Source organism: Rathayibacter sp. AY1D1 (genome assembly GCF_002932635.1).
Lineage (GTDB): Bacteria > Actinomycetota > Actinomycetes > Actinomycetales > Microbacteriaceae > Rathayibacter.
Map to the genome: position 1 here is coordinate 74,224 of NZ_PSVY01000005.1, position 17,096 is coordinate 91,319.

Genomic DNA, 17,096 nt, shown 5'->3' on the forward strand with positions numbered 1-17,096 from the left:
TGCGGACGCCCGTGTCCGATTCCCGCTCCTGCTCGACGTCGCCGCGTGCGAGGCTCGAGGCGTGCCCGACTCCGATCCGCTCTTCGAGGAGCGCTACCGCGCCGTCGCCTCCCGCGACTCCCGGTTCGACGGGCGGTTCCTGACCGGCGTGCACTCCACCGGCATCTACTGCCGTCCGAGCTGCCCCGCCATCACGCCGCGGCGCGCGAACGTGCGCTTCTACCCGACGGCCGCCGCAGCGCACGAGGCAGGGCTCCGCGCCTGCAAGCGCTGCCTGCCGGACGCTGTCCCCGGCTCCCCCGAGTGGAACCTGCGCGACGACACGGCGGCGCGCGCCATGCGTTTGATCGCCGACGGAGTGGTCGACCGCGAGGGGGTCGAGGGGCTGGCCGCCCGGCTCGGCTACGGCGCGCGCCACCTCAGCCGCATCCTGCGCGAGGAGCTGGGCGCGCCTCCGCTGGCCCTCGCTCGCGCCCAGCGCGCCCAGACCGCCCGGCTCCTGCTCACGAGCACCGACCTGCCCGTGTCCGACGTCGCCTTCGCCGCCGGCTTCACGAGCATCCGGCAGTTCAACGCGACCCTGGCGGAGGTGTACGAGCGGACCCCGACGGCCCTGCGCGCCTCGGCCCGCGGCACGCGCTCCGAGGCGAGCGTCCACGACGGCGCGACCACGCTGGAGCTCCGGCTGGCAGTGCGGGCTCCGTTCGATCCCGGGGTGCTCGACGTGCTCGGCGGCACCGCGCTCCCGGGCATCGAGGAGGCGTCCCCCGGCGGCTACGCGCGCTCGCTCGTCCTGCCCGGGGGCGCGGCGCTGATCCGGCTGGCGGCGGACGGGGAGAGCGTCCGCTGCAGCGCGACGCTCGTCTCCGTCGCCGACGTCGGGCCGCTGGTCGCCCGGGTGAGGCGGCTGCTCGACCTGGACGCGGACGCCCGCGCCGTGGACGAGGCCCTCGCGGCCGATCCCGCACTCGCTCCGAGCGTCGCCGCCCGCCCCGGTGTCCGCGTGCCCGGCTCCGTCGACCCGGCCGAGACGCTGGTGCGCGCGCTGCTCGGCCGGCGGGAGGCCGCACGGCTGGTCGCGGCGCTCGGCGCGACGCTCCCGGAGTCCGTGGCGAGCGGATCGATCGCACGCGCCTTCCCCTCCCCCGCGGTGATCGCCGAGCACGCCGCCGACGTGCTCCGCGGATCCGCCGACGTGCTGGTGCGGACCTGCACGCTGCTCGCCGAGGGAGCCCTGCGGCTCGACGCCGACCGGGAGGAGCTCGCCGAGCAGCTGCTGGCGGTCCCCGGGATCGACGCGGCCACGGCGGCCGAGGTGGCACAGCGGGCGACCGGAGATCCCGACGTCCTGCTCACCGGGGATCCCGTGCTCCGGCGGGGCGCGGCGGCGCGCGGCCTGCCCGCCGGCGAGCGCGGGCTGGCCGAGGCCGGGCGCCGCTGGGCGCCCTGGCGCAGCTACGCCGGGGCGCGCCTCGCGGCCGCGGTCACGCCTCCGGCGCGGGGTCGATGATCGGGAGCGCCGCGGTCATCGCCTCGATGCCCGAGAGCCGCGCCGGCGAGATCAGCCGCATGACCTCCTCGCGGGACATCAGCCCCGCCTCGACCACCAGGTCGGCGATGTTGCGGCCGGTCGCGAGGGCGGCCTTCGCGAGGGCGGCGGACGCGGTGTAGCCGATGCTCGGCGTGAGCGCCGTCACGACCCCGACCGAGGAGGCGACCATGGCCTCGAGCCGGTCGACGTTCGCGGTGATGCCGTCGATGCAGTTCTCGCGGAGCGTCCTGCAGGCCTGCGTCATCCAGGTGATGCTCTGCAGCAGCGAGTGCGCGATCACCGGCTCGAAGGCGTTGAGCTGGAGCTGACCCGCCTCGGCCGCCATCGTGACCGTGACGTCGGCCCCGGCCACCGAGTAGGCGACCTGGTTGACCACCTCGGGGATGACCGGGTTCACCTTGCCGGGCATGATGCTGGATCCCGCCTGGCGCGGAGGCAGGTTGATCTCGCCGAAGCCGGCCTGAGGGCCCGAGGAGAGGAGCCTCAGGTCGTTGCAGATCTTGGACAGCTTGATCGCGGAGCGCTTGAGCGCGCTCGAGAACGACATGAAGACGCCGGTGTCGCTCGTCGCCTCGACGAGGTCCTGCGCCATCTCGAGGTCGAGATCGGTGATCTCGTTGAGGTGGCGGACAGCAGCCGCGCCGTAGCGCGGATCGGCGGTGATGCCTGTGCCGATCGCGGTGGCTCCGATGTTGACCTCGGCGAGCAGCCAGATGGTCTCGGAGAGACGGGCGTGGTCCTCGCCGAGGGTCGTCGCGAAGCCGTGGAACTCCTGGCCGAGCGTCATCGGCACCGCGTCCTGCAGCTGCGTGCGGCCGACCTTCAGGACGCTGCCGAACTCGACCGCCTTGCGGGAGAACGACTCGCGCAGCAGCGCCAGCTCGTCGAGCAGGCGGCGCAGCGACCAGGTCATCGCGATCTTGATCGCGGTCGGGTAGACGTCGTTGGTGGACTGGCTGCGGTTGACGTCGTCGAGGGGGTGCAGGTGCGCGTAGTCGCCCCGCTCGAAGCCGCCGATCTCGAGTGCGACGTTGGCGACGACCTCGTTCGCGTTCATGTTCGTCGAGGTGCCGGCGCCGCCCTGGATCACCCCGACCACGAACTGGTCGTGGAACTCGCCGTCGATGATGCGGCGGCACGCGGCCTCGATCAGCTCGGCCTTGGCGGGGGCGAGGGTGCCGAGCTCGGTGTTGGCCCGGGCGGCCGCGAGCTTGACCGTCGCGAGGGACCGGACGAGATCGGGGTAGATCGAGATGGGGCGCTTCGAGATCGGGAAGTTGTCGAGGGCCCGCGCCGTGTGGATGCCCCAGTAGGCCTCGGCGGGGATCTCCATCGAGCCGAGGGAGTCGCTCTCGGTGCGCGTGGCGGGGGTCTCGGTGTCGTCCAGGGCTCTGCCTTCCGGGTCGCGGTCGGGGAGGGTGCTCGGTGCGAGGGTCACGTCCAGCTCCGTTGCTGTCGTCGTGCGGCCCCGGAGGGTGCAGGGGGCTCGCGAACTGCGCGGCCAGCCTATCGCCGGGGCACGGGGCGGCGGCGGACGCGGGCGCGGAGCGTCCTCTCGGCGGGCGCGGAACGACCGCGCCTCCCGCCGCCGGAGCGGACAGGAGGCGCGGGACGCGGGAAGCGGCGGATCAGCGGTAGTCGCTGCCCGACGCGAGGGCCGCGAGCGGAACGAGCACGACCACGACGAGCACGGCGATCGCGAAGAGCAGGACGAGGCCGAGCATGACGGAGTTGAGCACGATGCCCCAGATCGAGAGCGTGCGGCCGGTCGGCTCCCTCCGCAGGCCCAGGATGCCGAAGACGAGGCCCGCGGCCGGAGCGATCACGGTCAGTCCGAAGAAGACGGAGGTGACGCCGAGGATCAGGCTGGTGAGCGAGAACGGGGTCGAGGGCGCCGGGGCGAGGGCCGCGGGCGGGACGGCGGGGGTGCCGTAGGGGGCGCGGGCCTGCTGCGAGGAGGCGGGCTCCTCGGCGGCGGGGCGCTCCCCGGCGGACGGCCGCTCCTCGGTGAGGACGGCGGTCGCGCCCAGGTCCACGGTCGGCTGCTCGTCGGCGGGGGTGGAGAGGCGGGCGGTGCGGTCGTCGGTGGTCACGGTGTGCTCCTTCTCGGGTGCCGGTCGCCCGGCGGGATGCGGTCCCGCCGGGCGGGCCGGCGGTGCTGCCGGTGTGCTCCGGCGATGCCTCCACGCTACGGACGAGCCCGGACCCGCCCCATCCGGGGAACCCCCGGAACTCGGGGGCGATCCCCCGCCTCGAGGCGGGGGCGGGTGCGAGACTGGTCCCGGCGCGAGGAGGCAGCGACGATGGACGACGACGAGCTGCGGCACCGCACCCGGGACCGCAAGGGCGCCCGGGCCGTCTGGTTCGCCGGGCTCTCGGCGCTCGCCGGCTTCGTGGTGATCTCCCCCGTGATCTCCCTCACGGCGACCGTGATGGTGTGGGGGTCGCGGCGGCGGATCGGCACCCTCAGCGACCGGAACGGCCTGGTCGCCGTCAACTGGCAGCTCACCTACCTCGCACTCCAGCTGATGCTGGTCCCGCTGCACCTCGCCCTGGTGTCGGTGCGCGACTCGCTCGGCGCCGACTGGCCGCTCGCGACGATCTCGGCGATCCTCGCGCTGGCCGTGCTCAACCTCGTGCTGTGCGTCGTCCTCGGGATCCGGTCCGGCCAGGGACGCACCGTGCGCCTCTGGATCGCCGTGCCCTTCGCCCGCTCCACCCGTCCGCCGCGCTGACCGTCGGGGCACCCCGGTCCGCACGGCTCCCCGCTCCCGGGACTCCGCCCGGCGTGTCCGCGGCCCGGTGCCCCCTCCACGTCGCGGCGGCGGGCAGGGTGGTGGAGTGATCGCCTTCCCTCCGCCCGTGTACGTCGTGGCCGACGACGGAGTGCGGCTGGCCACCTACTCCGTCGGCGAGGAGAGCGCCCCGACCGTCCTCGCCGTGCACGGCTTCGCCTCCCACGCCGTTCTCAACTGGGAGACGTCGGGCTGGCTGCGGACGCTGCACCGGGCCGGGTACCGCGTCGTGGCGCTCGACCAGCGCGGGCACGGCGCGAGCGAGAAGCCGCACCACTCCGACTCCTACGGCGTGGACGCCATGGTGGCCGACCTGGTGCGGGTGCTCGACTCCTACGACCTCGACGCGCCCCACGTCCTCGGCTACTCCCTCGGCGCCCGGATGAGCTGGGTGCTGGGGCTCTCTCACCCGGAGCGGCTCGCATCGCTGAGCCTCGGCGGGCTGACGGTGGGCGAGCCCCTCCGCTCCTTCGACGCGGAGGCGGCCCGGGCCCGCGTCGCCTCCGGCGGCGAGATCGACGACGGCTTCACCCGCGCCTTCATCGGCATGGCGGAGGGCGTGCAGGGCAACGACCTCGCGGCACTGGTGGCGGTGGCCGACGGCGTCCGCGGCGGGGCGCACCCGGAGCACGGGCGGCACCCCGGCCTGCCGACGCTGCTCGTGACCGGCGGCGCGGATCCGATCGCTCCCGGCGGTGAGCTGCTGGCGGCGGAGGCGGGGGCGCGGTTCGTGAGCGTCCCCGGCCGCGACCACACCAGCACCGTGCCCGCGCGGGGCTTCAAGGACGCGGTGCTGGCGTTCCTGGCGGAGCAGCGCTGAGCCGGCCCCGCGCCGGACGGGAGCACCGCGAGCGCCGAGGCCCGCGGCGTAGCATCCCCCGCATGCAGGCGATCCGCATCGAGAACCCCGGCCCCGACTCCCGACTCGTGCTGGAGGAGGTGCCGACGCCCTCCCCCGGACCCGGCGAGGTCCTCGTCCGCGTCGCGGCCGCCGGCGTCAACCGCGCCGACCTCGGCCAGCGCGCAGGGGTCTACCCGCCGCCGCCCGGCGCCTCCGAGATCCTCGGGATGGAGGTGTCCGGCACGGTCGTCGCGCTCGGCGAGGACGCGACCGGGTTCGCGGAGGGCGACGAGGTCTGCGCGCTGCTCTCCGGCGGCGGCTACGCGGAGTACGTCGCGGTCGACGCGGGCCTGGTGCTGCCGGTGCCGGACGGCGTCGGCCTCGTCTCGGCCGCCGCCCTCCCGGAGACGACGTCCACCGTCTGGTCGAACCTCGTGATGGTGGCCGGGCTCGGATCCGGCGACACCGTCCTCCTCCACGGCGGCGGGAGCGGGATCGGGACCACGGGCATCCAGATCGCCGCCGCCCTCGGCGCCCGCGTCGCCGTCACGGCCGGCAGCCCCCGCAAGCTCGAGGCCTGCCGCGCGCTCGGCGCCGACGTCCTGATCGACTACCACGAGGAGGACTTCGTCGAGCGGATCCGCGAGGCGACCGGCGGGCGCGGCGTCGACGTGATCCTCGACCCGGTCGGCGGCGACTACCTGGCCCGAGACCTGGAGGCGCTGGCCGTGGGCGGGCGCGTGGTGTTCATCGGCAACCAGTCCGGTGCGCTGGGCTCGCTCGACCTCGGGGTGCTGATGCGCAAGCGCGGGGCGGTGCACGCCACGACCCTCCGCGCCCGGCCCCTCGAGGAGCGGCGCGCGATCGTCGCGCGGGTGCGCGCAGAGGTCTGGCCGCTGGTCGCCGCCGGGACGGTGCGCCCGGTGGTGGACGAGGTGGTCCCGCTCGCCGAGGCCGAGCGGGCGCACGACGTGATGCGCTCCTCCGGCCACATCGGCAAGCTGCTGCTCACCCCGTGACGCCCCGCACCGGAGGAGGCCCCCGCCTCCCGCGGTGAGCGGGAGCGGGGGCCTCCTCCGATGACGCCCTCCGGCGGGGCGTCAGACCGCGGAGCGCAGGAGACCGAGCGAGCGGTTGATGCCGTCGACGTCGACCGCGGCCGGATCGAACGAGGCTCCGGCGGCGAGGCCGAGAGCCTCGAGCGCCTCCGCGTGGTCGGCCGAGGACGGGTCCGTCGCCGCCCGCACCGTGTCGGCCCAGGCCGCGGGGCCTCCCGGCACGTCGAGCGGAGCCGCGCCGCGCGCGCCCGTGCAGCGCGGCAGAGCCGTCGACAGCGGCGCGATCGCCTCCAGGCGGATGACGTGGCGCCACTCGTCCTCGAGGTCGTAGACGTAGAAGAGTTCGTCCTGCTCCTGCTCGAGGACCTCGGCGAGCGCGACGCCCGCCTCGTCCACGAGGTCGGCGCCGAACTCCTCCGCGTCGGACGGTGAGCCGATCGGAGCCTGCTCCTCGTCGGGCACGCCCACGCTGAAGTAGTGCGGCTGCGCGTCGGTCCAGCCCAGCGAGAGCTGGAGCGCGAGGTGCAGATCGCGCAGCGACGACTCGGAGGAGAGCTCGAGGCGCCGCCAGACGACGGGCTTGGTCCCGAGCAGGGCGACGTGGAGCGCGTAGGCCGTCGCCGTGTCCTGGGTCGCCTCGTCGAGGATCTCGAGGCGGGTGGCCTCGCGCTCGCCGAGGAGGACGACCGTCGCGCGGACGACGGAGGCGAGGACGGGCGCGAGGCCCTCCGGCACCGCGTAGCCGAACTCGGGCGAGTGCAGCAGCAGCCCGAGCTCGGCGGTGTCGTCGAGCATCCGCTCGGCCGTGCCGACCATGCGCTCGCGCTCGTCGAGGGCCTCGTCGAGCGAGACTCCGGAGTCGGCGGCCAGCTCGTCGACCAGCTCACCGACGACCAGGCCCGGGTGGATCTCGGCCTGGCAGGCGACCGCGATGCGGACCAGCACGGCGTCGGTGGTGGTGACCGCGCGCTCCTCCGGGGAGAAGGCGCCGTCCTCGGTGTCGGCGGCCGCCAGCGCGGTCTGGGCGCTGAGGATCCACTGCTCGAGGAAGCGGGCGACGTAGGCGATGCGCTCGGCGGCGGCCTCGTGCGCGTCGGAGCTGCGCCAGAGCACGGCGGCCTCGCCGAGACCTGCGGCGGATCCCTCCTGCTCGAGCACGGCCGAGCCGACCAGCGCGTCCCACCAGGCCGAGACCGGGATGCGGACGGAGTCGTCGCTCGGGGTGGATCCCGCGGAGGAGATGCCCGCCTCGACCGCGATCTCGCGGGCGGCGCGCTCGGTGAGGGTCGCGCCGTCGTCGGCGGCGAGGTGCTCGACCACGACGTCGGCGGCGTGCACGAGAGCGGTGGCGCGCACGGCGGAGAGCTGCTCCTCGGCCGGGACCTCGTCGAGCTCGGCGAGGTCGTCGAGCACGGCCTCCACGAAGGAGCCGGCGAGGTCGAGGACCTCGTCGAGGACGGCCTGGCACTCGTCCAGCTCCTCGTCGGTGCCGGTCCAGAGGTCCTCGTCGGTGAGGAAGTCGAGGAAGTGCTCGACGACCTCGGCGACGGTGAAGAGGGTGTCGTCGAGGTCGGCCTCGCTCTCCTCCCCCGACAGGTCTGCCTCGATCTGGTCGAAGACGGCCTCGAGCAGCTCGGCGTCGGGCTGGGCGAAGGAGCCGCGCGGGCGCAGGTCGCGGGTCATCGCGAAGAGGTCGGTCAGCACCTCGACGGCCTCGTCGGCCTCGAGGTGCTCGTGCTGCATGCCCACCTCGGCGAGGTGCGAGCGGTACCAGCTGCGGAACCGCACCATCAGCGCGGTCTCGGCCGTGCGGCCGCCGCCCTGACCGCCGGACCCGCTCTGACCGCCTCCGGATCGTCCCTGGTTGCGCTTCTTGCCCATGATTCCTCCGCGACCGCTCCACTCACGACGAAGCGCTCCAGCCTACCCAGTGCGGGCGCGCGGCGGCACGCGCGGTCGCCCCCTGTTCACCCTGTGCGCACCGGGTCCGCTCCCTCTGATGCGGCCGATCGCCCGAGTCCCGGGATCCGCGCGCTGTGGGAGTCCTCGCCGCCCGGGCCCCTGCCACACGGGTCGCGATGATGAGAAATCTCGCAGCGATCGGGCGGCGAGGCTTGCGCTCGGACCCTCCGCTTCGGTGGAGTGTCCGGATGACCGACACGACGGACACCGCCGAGACCGCTCCCGGGAAGGCGTCGCTCAAGCGGGTGATCACCGGGCCGCTGCTGTTCGCCTTCATCGTGGGCGACACACTCGGCGCCGGCATCTACACCCTGGTCGGCACGATGGCCGAGGACGTGGGCGGCGTGATCTGGCTGCCGCTGCTGATCGCGCTGGTCGTCGCCCTGCTCACGGCGGGCACGTACGCCGAGCTGATCACCAAGTACCCGCACGCCGGAGGGGCGGCGCGCTACGTGGACCGCGCGTTCGGGAAGCCGTACCTCTCGTTCCTGATCGGCTTCCTGATGATGGCCTCCGGCATCACGACGGCCGCCTCCCTGGCGAACGCGTTCGCGGGCGACTACCTCGGGGCTCTGCTGGACGTGCCGCCGATCCCCACCGCGATCGTCTTCATCGCGATCCTCACCCTGGTGAACCTGCGCGGGGTGAAGGAGTCGCTGACCGCGAACCTGGTCGCCTCGGTGATCGAGGTGAGCGGACTGGTCATCGTCATCGTCTGCGCCGCGGTCTTCTTCGGCTCCGGTGACGGCGACGCCTCCCGCGTGCTCGAGTTCAACCCCGACGTCGCTCCGCTGCAGGGGGCGTTCGCCGCCTCGATCGTCGCCTTCTTCTCGTTCCTCGGCTTCGAGGCCGCGGCGAACATGGCCGAGGAGGTGCGGAACCCCTCGAAGGTCTACCCGCGGGCCCTCTTCGGTGCGCTGATCACCGCCGCCGTGGTCTACCTCCTGATCGCGCTCGGCGCCGTGATCGTGCTGCCGAACGACGAGCTCGCGGCCTCCAGCGGCCCCCTGCTGGACGTGGTCGCGGCGAGCGGAGTGGCGGTGCCGCCGTGGCTGTTCGGCCTGATCGCGCTCGTCGCCATCGCGAACGGCGCTCTGCTGTTCATGGTGATGGCGTCGCGGGTCGGCTTCGGGCTCGCCACCTCCGGGCTGCTGCCGAGCGCTTTCGGGAAGGTGCTGCCGGGCCGCCGCACGCCGTGGGTGTCGATCGTGGTCGTCGGCGGAGTGACGATGCTGCTCAGCCTGATCGGCGACGTCGGCACGCTCGCCGAGACGACGGTGCTGCTGCTCCTGCTGGTGTTCATCGCGGCGAACGTGTCGGTGCTGGTGCTGAAGAAGGACCGCGTCGACCACGCCCACTACTCCGTGCCGCGGGTGGTGCCGGTGCTCGCGACCATCGCGAGCGTGGTGCTGCTGACGCAGCAGACGGGCGTGGTCTGGCTGGCGACAGCGGGCTACGTGGTCGTGGGGACGCTGCTGTTCCTCGCCACCCGCCTGGGGAAGCGGAAGCACGCGGAGCGGACCCCGGACTGATCCGGGCCGGCGGCGATCCGTCGCGAGCGGCCCGTCCGCGGATCCCCTGCGGGCCGTCCGCGGCGGATCGATCGCGGGGGGCGGTGAGGAGTGGGATCGTGAGGGGATGACCGTCACGCTCGAGCCGATGCCCGCCGCCGCTCTCGCCACCTGGATGCGGGTCCAGCGCTCGGCGTACATCGAGGACCGGATGCGGGCGGGCGACGACGAGGCCGCGGCGACGCGCAACGCCGACGCCTCGTACGAGAAGTACTTCCCGGGCGGCTCCCCCGCCGCCGGGCACGACGTGCTGCTCGTCTCCGAGGACGGCCGCGCGGTCGGGTCGCTCTGGCTCGGCCCGCACCCGAGCGGACTCGAGGGCGTCGGGTACGTCTGGGACGTGCAGATCGACGCCGCCGAGCGCGGCCTCGGCCTCGGCCGGGCGGCGATGCTGCTCGCGGAGTCGCACGTCCGCTCCCAGGGCGGCTCCGCCCTCGCGCTGAACGTGTTCGGCTTCAACACCGCCGCGCGGGCTCTGTACGAGTCGCTCGGCTACGAGACGACGTCCCTGCAGATGCGCAAGCCGCTGGTCTGAGCGGGGCCGCTCGACGCCGGGCAGGGGCACGACCCGGTCGCGCAGAACGCCGCACGCCGTGCTCGAGGGCGGACGCCGACGGGCGCCCACCGACGAGCACGGCGGCGGTGGTGGAACCGCCGGAAATCAGCGGGACCCTGCGGTCAGCTCGTGGAGGCCACGGCGGTCGGGTCGCCGGTGCCGGACGGACGCGGGGCGTCACCCGATCCGGTCGCCACCGACGCGCCGGTCGGAACGACGGTGCCGCCGGTCGCCATCCCCCGGCCGAAGGCCTGGCCCTGGAGGATCGCGCCGAGGTCGACGCCGGTCGCCGACCTGACGCTGTCGAACGTCGCGGCGAGACCCGCCGCCTGCTCGCGCGCGATGTGGGTGCCGGCGGTGTCGCCGCCGATCAGCGTCACCGAGCCGACGTTCTGGTAGCCCTTCGCGAACTCGGCCATGAGCGAGGGCAGCTGCCCGATGAGCTCGCGACCCAGGATCGCCTCCTGGTTCTCTCGGAGCGCCTCCGCCTCGGCCGCGATGGCGGCCGCGCTCGCCTCGCCCTTCGCGCGGATGGCCTCCGCCTCGGCGGTCGCGTTCGCGCGCAGCGCCTCGGCCTCGGCACCCGCCTTGGCCCGCAGTGCGTGGGCCTCGGCCTCGGCGCGGGCGCTCACGGCGGCGGCCTCGGCGGCGGCGGACGCCTGGCGCGCCTCCGCCTGGCGCTGGACGGCGTAGGCCTCGGCGTCGGAGACCTGCTGCGCGACCTGCCGGTCCGTCTCGGCCTTCTTCTCGCGTCCGTAGGCGTCGGCGTCGGCCTCGGTCTGACGGCGGTACTTCTCGGCGTCCGCGACGCGCTTGACGTCGGCGTCGAGCTCGGCCTGCCGGTTCTCGGCGCGCTGCACGAGGACGGCCTGCTCGCGCTCGGCGCGGGCCAGGTTCTCGGCCTGCTCGGCCTCGGCGTTGGCGCGGCCGACCTCGGACTTCGCGGCGGCGGTGTTCTTGTCGTAGGCGGTCTGCTCGATCAGGTTCGCCTCGTCCGTGGCCAGCTGACGAGCCTTGACCTCGCGGGCCGCGTTGATCCGCGCGACGTCGGCCTCGCGGCGGACGCGCTCGATCTCCTGCGCTCCGAGCGCCTCGATGTAGCCGTTGCGGTCGGTGACGCCCTGGATCGCGAAGGAGTCGAGCACGAGGCCCTGGGCGAGCAGGTCGCCCTTGATGCCCTCGGCGATCTCGTCTCCCAGCTTCTGCCGGTCCTGCATGACCTCCTCGACGCTGAGCTTCGCGACGACGCCGCGGAGGGCGCCCTCGAGCTGCTCGGTGGTGAAGACGTCGATCGACTGGTCCTGCGACGCGAAGCGCTCGGCGGCGGCGCGGACCTGGTCGGCCGTGGACCCGATCTTGACCAGGGCGACGCCCGCGAGGTGGATGGTCACGCCGTTCTTGGTCTGCGCGACCGGCTCCATCTTGATCTGGCGGGAGCGCAGCGAGATGCGGTCGGACCGCTGGGTCAGCTTGTTCACGAACGCGCCGCCGCCGGTGATGACGGTCATGTTCGAGGTGAGGCCGTCCTCGCCCTTCTGCTTCTTCCCGACGATCACGATCGCCTCGTCGGCCTGCGGCACCTGGTACCAGGCGCGGAAGAGGAAGAAGCCGATGAGGGCGATCAGCAGGAGTGCGCCGACGGCGACTCCGGCGAGGACGATCCAGAGGAGATCCGGTTCCATGGGCGGGCGACCTTTCGTCCGACCCGCGCGACGCGGGTACCTGAGAGACGTACAGGTTCCATCGTGTCACAGCGCCTCGGACGGCCGCGTCGGCCGGAGGGGGGATACTGCGGACGCCGCCGAGAGCGGTTCACGCGGGGGCGGGCCCGGAGGAGGACGCCACGAACGAGGGCGTCGCGCGGAATGCCGCGGAAGAGATCAGTGCTGGGGTACCTGGACTCGAACCAAGAACAACTGAACCAGAATCAGCCGTGTTGCCAATTACACCATACCCCAATGGTCATCCGGAGGTGATCCCGGGACCAGGCGGCGACCGGATCGAGACCCGAGCGCCGAGAGACGACAGTACCCTACGCGGGCATCCCGCTCAAATCGAGCCGCGGACGACGCTGCCCTCGGACTCCGGGGCGGCCTCGCCGAGGCGGGCGCGGACGAGGTCGCGGTTGATCGCGGAGGCGACCTGGGCGCCCGATCCGGCGGCGACGATCAGCTGCTGCGGGCCGGGAGGGGTGACCTCGCCGGCGGCGTAGAGGCCGGGGACGGACGTGCGGCCACCGGCGTCGACGCGGAGGAAGCCGTCGGCGTCGCGGTCGGGGCCGGCCGCGTCCAGGTAGTCCAGCGCGGGCGTCCAGACGGGGCGGACGAACGCGCCGGTGCGCGGGACGACGTCGCCGTCGACGAGGCGGACGCCGGTCATCTCGGCGCGCTCCCCGGCGAGGTCGGCGACCGGGCGCCGGTCGACCCGGATGCCGATGGAGGCGAGCAGCGACTCGTCGGCGTCGCTCACCGTCCCGACGCCGTTGGTGAAGACGATCAGGTCGGTCGACCACTGCGAGAGGAGCATGGCCCGCTCCGCGAGGTCGTCGGTCTCGCCGATCAGGGCGAGCGCCTCCCCCGCCTTCTCGTAGCCGTCGCACTCCATGCAGCTGTGCACGGCGGTGCCGTAGTAGGCGCGCAGGCTCGGGAGCGCGGGCGGCGTCTCGAGCAGTCCCGCGGCGACCACGACGGCGGTGGCGACGACGGAGCGGTCGGCGCTGCCGCGCACGCCCCGGGCGCCGACGACGAACTCGCCGCCGGAGCGCTCGACCGAGGTCACCAGGGCGTTGTGCACCTCGGCGGCCTCGTAGCGCTCGAACTCCTCGCGGCCGAGGCGGCGCAGCTCGAGCGGCGAGATGCCGTCGCGGGTGAGGAACCCGTGCGAGTGCAGGGTCGCGGCGTTCCGCGGGCGGTTGCTGTCGAGCAGCAGCACGCTGCGGCGCGCCCGGACGAGGTTGAGCGCGGTGGAGAGCCCGGCGGGGCCCCCGCCGATCACGACGACGTCGTAGCGTCCGCCGACCGTCTCCGCCACGGTCAGGCCTGCCGGGAGGCGCCGAGGTGAGCACCCAGGCGGTCGAGGCGGGCGATCGACTCCTGCTTGCCGAGGATCTCCATCGACTCGAACAGCGGCGGCGAGACGCGGCGCCCGGAGACCGCGGTGCGCAGCGGCCCGTAGGCGATGCGGGGCTTGAGGCCGAGGCCCTCGATCAGCGCGGAGGCGAGCGCCTCCTGGATCGAGGCCGTCAGCCACTCGGACGCGGGGACGAGCTCGAGAGCGCCGATCGAGGCGGCGAGCACCTCGCCGGCGTTCGCGGGCAGGCCCTTCAGCGCGTCCTCGTCGTACTCGAGCGCGTCGGAGGCGGTGAAGAGGAACCCGAGCATGCCGGGGGCCTCCCCGAGCAGGCCGATCCGCTCCTGCACGAGGGGCGCGGCGGCGTCGAGCACCGCGCGCTGCTCGGCGGTCGGCTCGCCCGCGAGCACTCCGGCCGCCACGAGGTACGGGATCGTCCGCTCGGTGAAGTCGTCGACGGCCAGGAGGCGGATGTGGTCGCCGTTGATCGACTCGGCCTTCTTGAGGTCGAAGCGGGCCGGATTGGGGTTCACGTCGGCGACGTCGAAGGCGGCGACCATCTCGTCGATCGAGAAGACGTCGCGGTCGTGCGTGAGCGACCAGCCGAGCAGGGCGAGGTAGTTGACCAGGCCCTCCGGGATGAAGCCGCGGTCGCGGTGGTGGAAGAGGTTCGAGGACGGATCGCGCTTGGAGAGCTTCTTGCTGCCGTCGCCCATCACGTAGGGGAGGTGCCCGAAGCGCGGGACGAAGGTCGTCACTCCGATGTCGATCAGCGCGTGGTACAGCGCGATCTGCCGGGCGGTCGAGGGGAGGATGTCCTCGCCGCGCAGCACGTGGGTGATCTGCATGATCGCGTCGTCGACCGGGTTCACCAGCGTGTAGAGCGGCTGGCCGTTGGGGCGCACCACGACGAAGTCGCTGAAGGAGCCGGCGGGGAACGTGATCGGGCCGCGGACCAGGTCGTCGAAGGACAGGTCGGCGTCCGGCACGCGCAGGCGCAGCGCCGGGGCGCGGCCCTCGGCGCGGAAGGCGGCGCGCTCCTCCTCGGTGAGATCGCGGTCGTGGTTGTCGTACCCGTGCTGCTTCGCGCGGCCGGCCGCCTCGTTGCGCGCGTCGATCTCCTCGGCCGTGGAGTAGCTCTCGTAGAGGTGCCCCGAGGCCGTCAGGCGCGCGATCACGTCGAGGTAGACATCGGTGCGCTCGGACTGCCGGTACGGGCCGTGCGGGCCGCCGACTCCGACGCCCTCGTCCCAGTCGAGCTTCAGCCAGCGCAGCGCGTCGAGGATCTGCTCCACGCTCTCCTCGCTGTCGCGGGCGGCGTCCGTGTCCTCGATGCGGAAGACGAACGTGCCGCCGGTGTGGCGCGCGTACGCCCAGTTGAACAGGGCGGTGCGGATGAGGCCGACGTGCGGGGTCCCGGTCGGCGAGGGGCAGAAGCGGACGCGGACGTCGCTCCCGGTCGCGGTCGTGAACGGGTGCGCGTCCGGCGCGCTTTCCTGGGGCGGGGTGAGCTCAGACATACGAGGCCGATCCTACCGGCGGGAGCCGGTGCGGCGCCCGGGATCGCGGGGGCCGTGGCGCCTCCGCCCCGGGCACGGTGCGCGCCTCGCGGCGACTGCTTCTACCGGACAGCACTGCTCCGAGTCAACGGACTCCCCGAGCGAGCAGGAGCAGTGGTGCGCTGACCCCGGGCCTCTCGTCGAGAGGGCCCGAGCGCCGCACCGCAGGCCGCGCCGGGCCTCCGCGCGAGCGTGCCCGGAAGGAGCACTGATGAGCACGATCGATCTCGACCCCCGCACCGACCGCCCGAGCGCCCTCACCGAGGCGGCACGGGAGGAGAAGGACGCCCGCACGCTCTCGCTCTTCCAGGCCGCGGTGAGCGCGGAGGCCGCCGAGGGCGCGCGCATCCGCGAGCGCATCGTGCTCGACCACCTGGGCCTGGCCGAGGCCATGGCCCGCCGGGTCTCCCGGAGCGGAGGCGACTGGGCGGATCTGCGCCAGGTCGCCTACGTGGGCCTCGTGAAGGCCGCCCGCCGCTTCACTCCCGAGCGCGGCGACAGCTTCGCCGCGTTCGCCGTCCCCACGATCACCGGCGAGCTCAAGCGCCACCTCCGCGACCTCGGCTGGATGATCCGGCCGCCGCGCGGCGTGCAGGAGCTGCACCGCCGCTCCGCCGTCGTCGCCGACGAGCTCGCGCAGGAGCTCGGCCGTCACCCCACCGACCAGGAGATCGCCCGCCGCCTCGGAGTGGACGCGACGGAGGTGGCCGACGCGCGCCTCGCGGGGCATCCGCTCTCCCTCGACGAGACCGTGGGCGAGGGCGGCGTCGGCCTGGGCGACACCCTCGGCGGCGAGGACGACCGGCTGCTGGAGATCGACCGGCGGCACGGGCTCGCCGAGGCCCTGGCCGAGCTCGAGGAGGGCCAGCGCGAGCTCCTGCGGATGCGCTTCGTCGAGGAGCGGACCCAGCAGCAGATCGCCGACGCGCTGGGGACGACGCAGATGCAGGTCTCGCGCCTGCAGCGGCGGATCCTCGCGCAGCTCGCCGACCGGCTCGGCGCCCCCTCGCGCAGCCATCAGCCGCGCGCTCCCCGGGCCCGCGTGGCCACGGTCACTCCGGTCCGACCGGCGACGCGGCTGAAGTCCGCCTGAGGTGGGCCTCGGCACGCGACGGGAGCGACGAGAGGGCGGCGAGGACGTCGTCGACCTGGACCGCGAGCAGCGCCGGGTCCGGCTCGGCGGAGAAGACATCGCCGCGGCGGAGGGAGGCGTCGGTCAGCACGACGTGCGGCCCCGAGGCCGGAGGACCCCAGGCCTCGGGCGGTGCCGGACCGAAGATCACGACCGAGGGGACGCCGTAGGCGGACGCGAGGTGCGCGGCCCCGGTGTCGACGGTCACCACGACCTCGGCGGCCGCGACGACCGCGGCGAACCCGCTGAGCGCGAGCTCCCCCGCCAGCACCTCGCCCGTGCCGGCGAGCTCGGCGACGCGGCGGGCGCGGTCGGCCTCGTTCGCGCCCCCGGTGTAGACGACGCGGTGCCCCTCGGCGGTGAGGGCGCGCGCCACCGCGGCGAAGCGCTCCTCCGGCCACTCGCGAGAGCCGTAGAAGGCCCCGATGTGCACGACGGCGGCTCCGGGGGCCGAGGCGGGCTCCTCGGGGACGGCGATCGCGACGTCCTCGGGGTCGGCGTCGAGACCGATCGAGTTCACCAGGCGGGCCCAGCGGGCGCGCTCGAGCTCGCCATCGATCCAGAGCGGGCGCGGGTCCTCCGGGCCCGCGCCCGGGTCCAGCGCCGGGACGCGGAACTCGAGCGTGCGCTCGGGCGCGATCTCGCGCAGCCGCAGCCGCGACTCCGGGCCGTTGCCGTGGAGGTTCACGCCGAGCTCGACGCGGCCGGCGGCCATCGGCAGTGGGTCGTCGAGTCCGTGAAGGGTGGGCACGAGCGCGTCCAAGCCCTCGACCAGGTCGACGATCGGCTCGAGCCAGGGCGTGGTCGCCATGATCAGCCGGTGGTCCGGGAAGCCGCGGCGCAGGGCCTTGAGCGCCGGGACGGCGACGAGCAGGTCGCCGAGCTTGAGGGCGCGCAGCGCGAGGATCTCCGGAGTCCCGTCCGGGGCGGTGAGAGCGCGCACGGCGCCTCCTTCCTGTCGGAGACCCCGTACCCCGCTGCGCGCACCTCAGACGCGCCGC

Annotated in this window: 14 protein-coding genes and 1 tRNA gene; 7 read left to right on the plus strand and 8 right to left on the minus strand. The window is 74.1% G+C overall.

What is annotated here, in order from left to right; genetic code table 11:
- Nucleotides 1–61 precede the first annotated feature (61 nt).
- Nucleotides 62–1,510 (plus strand): DNA-3-methyladenine glycosylase 2 family protein, encoded by a 1,449-nt coding sequence (locus tag C5C56_RS05385; RefSeq protein WP_181137560.1) that lies wholly within the window; start codon nt 62–64, stop codon nt 1,508–1,510.
- Here the strand turns inward: C5C56_RS05385 and C5C56_RS05390 are convergent.
- Together C5C56_RS05390 and C5C56_RS05395 are read right to left on the minus strand one after the other, a co-directional pair.
- The gene (locus C5C56_RS05390; RefSeq protein WP_258064082.1) at nt 1,485–2,939 is read right to left on the minus strand and encodes an aspartate ammonia-lyase; all 1,455 of its coding nucleotides are present in this window, start codon (nt 2,937–2,939) and stop codon (nt 1,485–1,487) included. The genes C5C56_RS05385 and C5C56_RS05390 overlap by 26 nt on opposite strands.
- Nucleotides 2,940–3,180: 241 nt before the next feature.
- Entirely contained in the window at nt 3,181–3,645 is a 465-nt protein-coding gene (locus tag C5C56_RS05395; protein ID WP_104250160.1) for a DUF4190 domain-containing protein, read from the minus strand.
- 174 nt (nt 3,646–3,819) lie between these two features.
- On the opposite strand from C5C56_RS05395, the gene C5C56_RS05400 reads away from it, so the two are divergent.
- The 3 genes from C5C56_RS05400 to C5C56_RS05410 all read left to right on the plus strand — a co-directional run bounded on the left by C5C56_RS05400 (nt 3,820) and on the right by C5C56_RS05410 (nt 6,207).
- Nucleotides 3,820–4,287 (plus strand): DUF4870 domain-containing protein, encoded by a 468-nt coding sequence (locus C5C56_RS05400; RefSeq protein ID WP_181127854.1) that lies wholly within the window; start codon nt 3,820–3,822, stop codon nt 4,285–4,287.
- 106 nt (nt 4,288–4,393) lie between these two features.
- A complete protein-coding gene (locus tag C5C56_RS05405) occupies nt 4,394–5,167 on the plus strand; it encodes an alpha/beta fold hydrolase (RefSeq protein WP_181137561.1) in 774 nt (257 codons plus the stop codon).
- Between the two features lie 62 nt (nt 5,168–5,229).
- Nucleotides 5,230–6,207 (plus strand): NAD(P)H-quinone oxidoreductase, encoded by a 978-nt coding sequence (locus C5C56_RS05410; RefSeq protein WP_104287956.1) that lies wholly within the window; start codon nt 5,230–5,232, stop codon nt 6,205–6,207.
- Between the two features lie 81 nt (nt 6,208–6,288).
- Here the strand turns inward: C5C56_RS05410 and C5C56_RS05415 are convergent, their stop codons facing one another.
- Entirely contained in the window at nt 6,289–8,127 is a 1,839-nt protein-coding gene (locus tag C5C56_RS05415; RefSeq protein WP_104287957.1) for a plasmid pRiA4b ORF-3 family protein, read from the minus strand.
- Nucleotides 8,128–8,396: 269 nt separating this feature from the next.
- Here C5C56_RS05415 and C5C56_RS05420 point away from each other — a divergent pair, with 269 nt between their 5' ends.
- Complete coding sequence (locus C5C56_RS05420) at nt 8,397–9,740, plus strand: APC family permease (RefSeq protein ID WP_104226270.1); 1,344 nt, start codon at nt 8,397–8,399, stop codon at nt 9,738–9,740.
- 106 nt (nt 9,741–9,846) lie between these two features.
- Nucleotides 9,847–10,314 (plus strand): N-acetyltransferase, encoded by a 468-nt coding sequence (locus C5C56_RS05425; RefSeq protein ID WP_104287958.1) that lies wholly within the window; start codon nt 9,847–9,849, stop codon nt 10,312–10,314.
- Between the two features lie 143 nt (nt 10,315–10,457).
- Here the strand turns inward: C5C56_RS05425 and C5C56_RS05430 are convergent, their stop codons facing one another.
- The 4 genes from C5C56_RS05430 to gltX all read right to left on the minus strand — a co-directional run bounded on the left by C5C56_RS05430 (nt 10,458) and on the right by gltX (nt 14,924).
- Entirely contained in the window at nt 10,458–12,017 is a 1,560-nt protein-coding gene (locus tag C5C56_RS05430; RefSeq protein ID WP_104226268.1) for an SPFH domain-containing protein, read from the minus strand.
- A 204-nt stretch (nt 12,018–12,221) separates the two neighbouring features.
- Nucleotides 12,222–12,293, minus strand: a tRNA-Gln gene (locus tag C5C56_RS05435).
- Between the two features lie 91 nt (nt 12,294–12,384).
- Complete coding sequence (locus tag C5C56_RS05440; RefSeq protein ID WP_104276156.1) at nt 12,385–13,365, minus strand: NAD(P)/FAD-dependent oxidoreductase; 981 nt, start codon at nt 13,363–13,365, stop codon at nt 12,385–12,387.
- Between the two features lie 2 nt (nt 13,366–13,367).
- On the minus strand, nt 13,368–14,924 hold the full coding sequence (gltX, locus tag C5C56_RS05445) for a glutamate--tRNA ligase (protein ID WP_104287959.1): 1,557 nt from the start codon (nt 14,922–14,924) through the stop codon (nt 13,368–13,370).
- 250 nt (nt 14,925–15,174) lie between these two features.
- Here gltX and C5C56_RS05450 point away from each other — a divergent pair, with 250 nt between their 5' ends.
- Nucleotides 15,175–16,056 (plus strand): sigma-70 family RNA polymerase sigma factor, encoded by an 882-nt coding sequence (locus C5C56_RS05450; RefSeq protein ID WP_104223520.1) that lies wholly within the window; start codon nt 15,175–15,177, stop codon nt 16,054–16,056.
- Here C5C56_RS05450 and C5C56_RS05455 read toward each other — a convergent pair.
- Nucleotides 16,016–17,038, minus strand: a complete 1,023-nt coding sequence (locus C5C56_RS05455) for a glycosyltransferase family 9 protein (RefSeq protein WP_104315096.1) — start codon at nt 17,036–17,038, stop codon at nt 16,016–16,018. The genes C5C56_RS05450 and C5C56_RS05455 overlap by 41 nt on opposite strands.
- Nucleotides 17,039–17,096: the final 58 nt, after the last annotated feature.

Excerpts from the sequence above, each read along its gene's own strand:
- C5C56_RS05450 (WP_104223520.1), top strand. The coding sequence starts at position 15,175 with ATGAGCACGATCGATCTCGACCCCCGCACCGACCGCCCGAGCGCCCTC.
- C5C56_RS05425 (WP_104287958.1), top strand. The coding sequence starts at position 9,847 with ATGACCGTCACGCTCGAGCCGATGCCCGCCGCCGCTCTCGCCACCTGG.
- C5C56_RS05415 (WP_104287957.1), bottom strand. The coding sequence starts at position 8,127 with ATGGGCAAGAAGCGCAACCAGGGACGATCCGGAGGCGGTCAGAGCGGG.
- C5C56_RS05420 (WP_104226270.1), top strand. The coding sequence starts at position 8,397 with ATGACCGACACGACGGACACCGCCGAGACCGCTCCCGGGAAGGCGTCG.
- C5C56_RS05410 (WP_104287956.1), top strand. The coding sequence starts at position 5,230 with ATGCAGGCGATCCGCATCGAGAACCCCGGCCCCGACTCCCGACTCGTG.
- gltX (WP_104287959.1), bottom strand. The coding sequence starts at position 14,924 with ATGTCTGAGCTCACCCCGCCCCAGGAAAGCGCGCCGGACGCGCACCCG.
- C5C56_RS05430 (WP_104226268.1), bottom strand. The coding sequence starts at position 12,017 with ATGGAACCGGATCTCCTCTGGATCGTCCTCGCCGGAGTCGCCGTCGGC.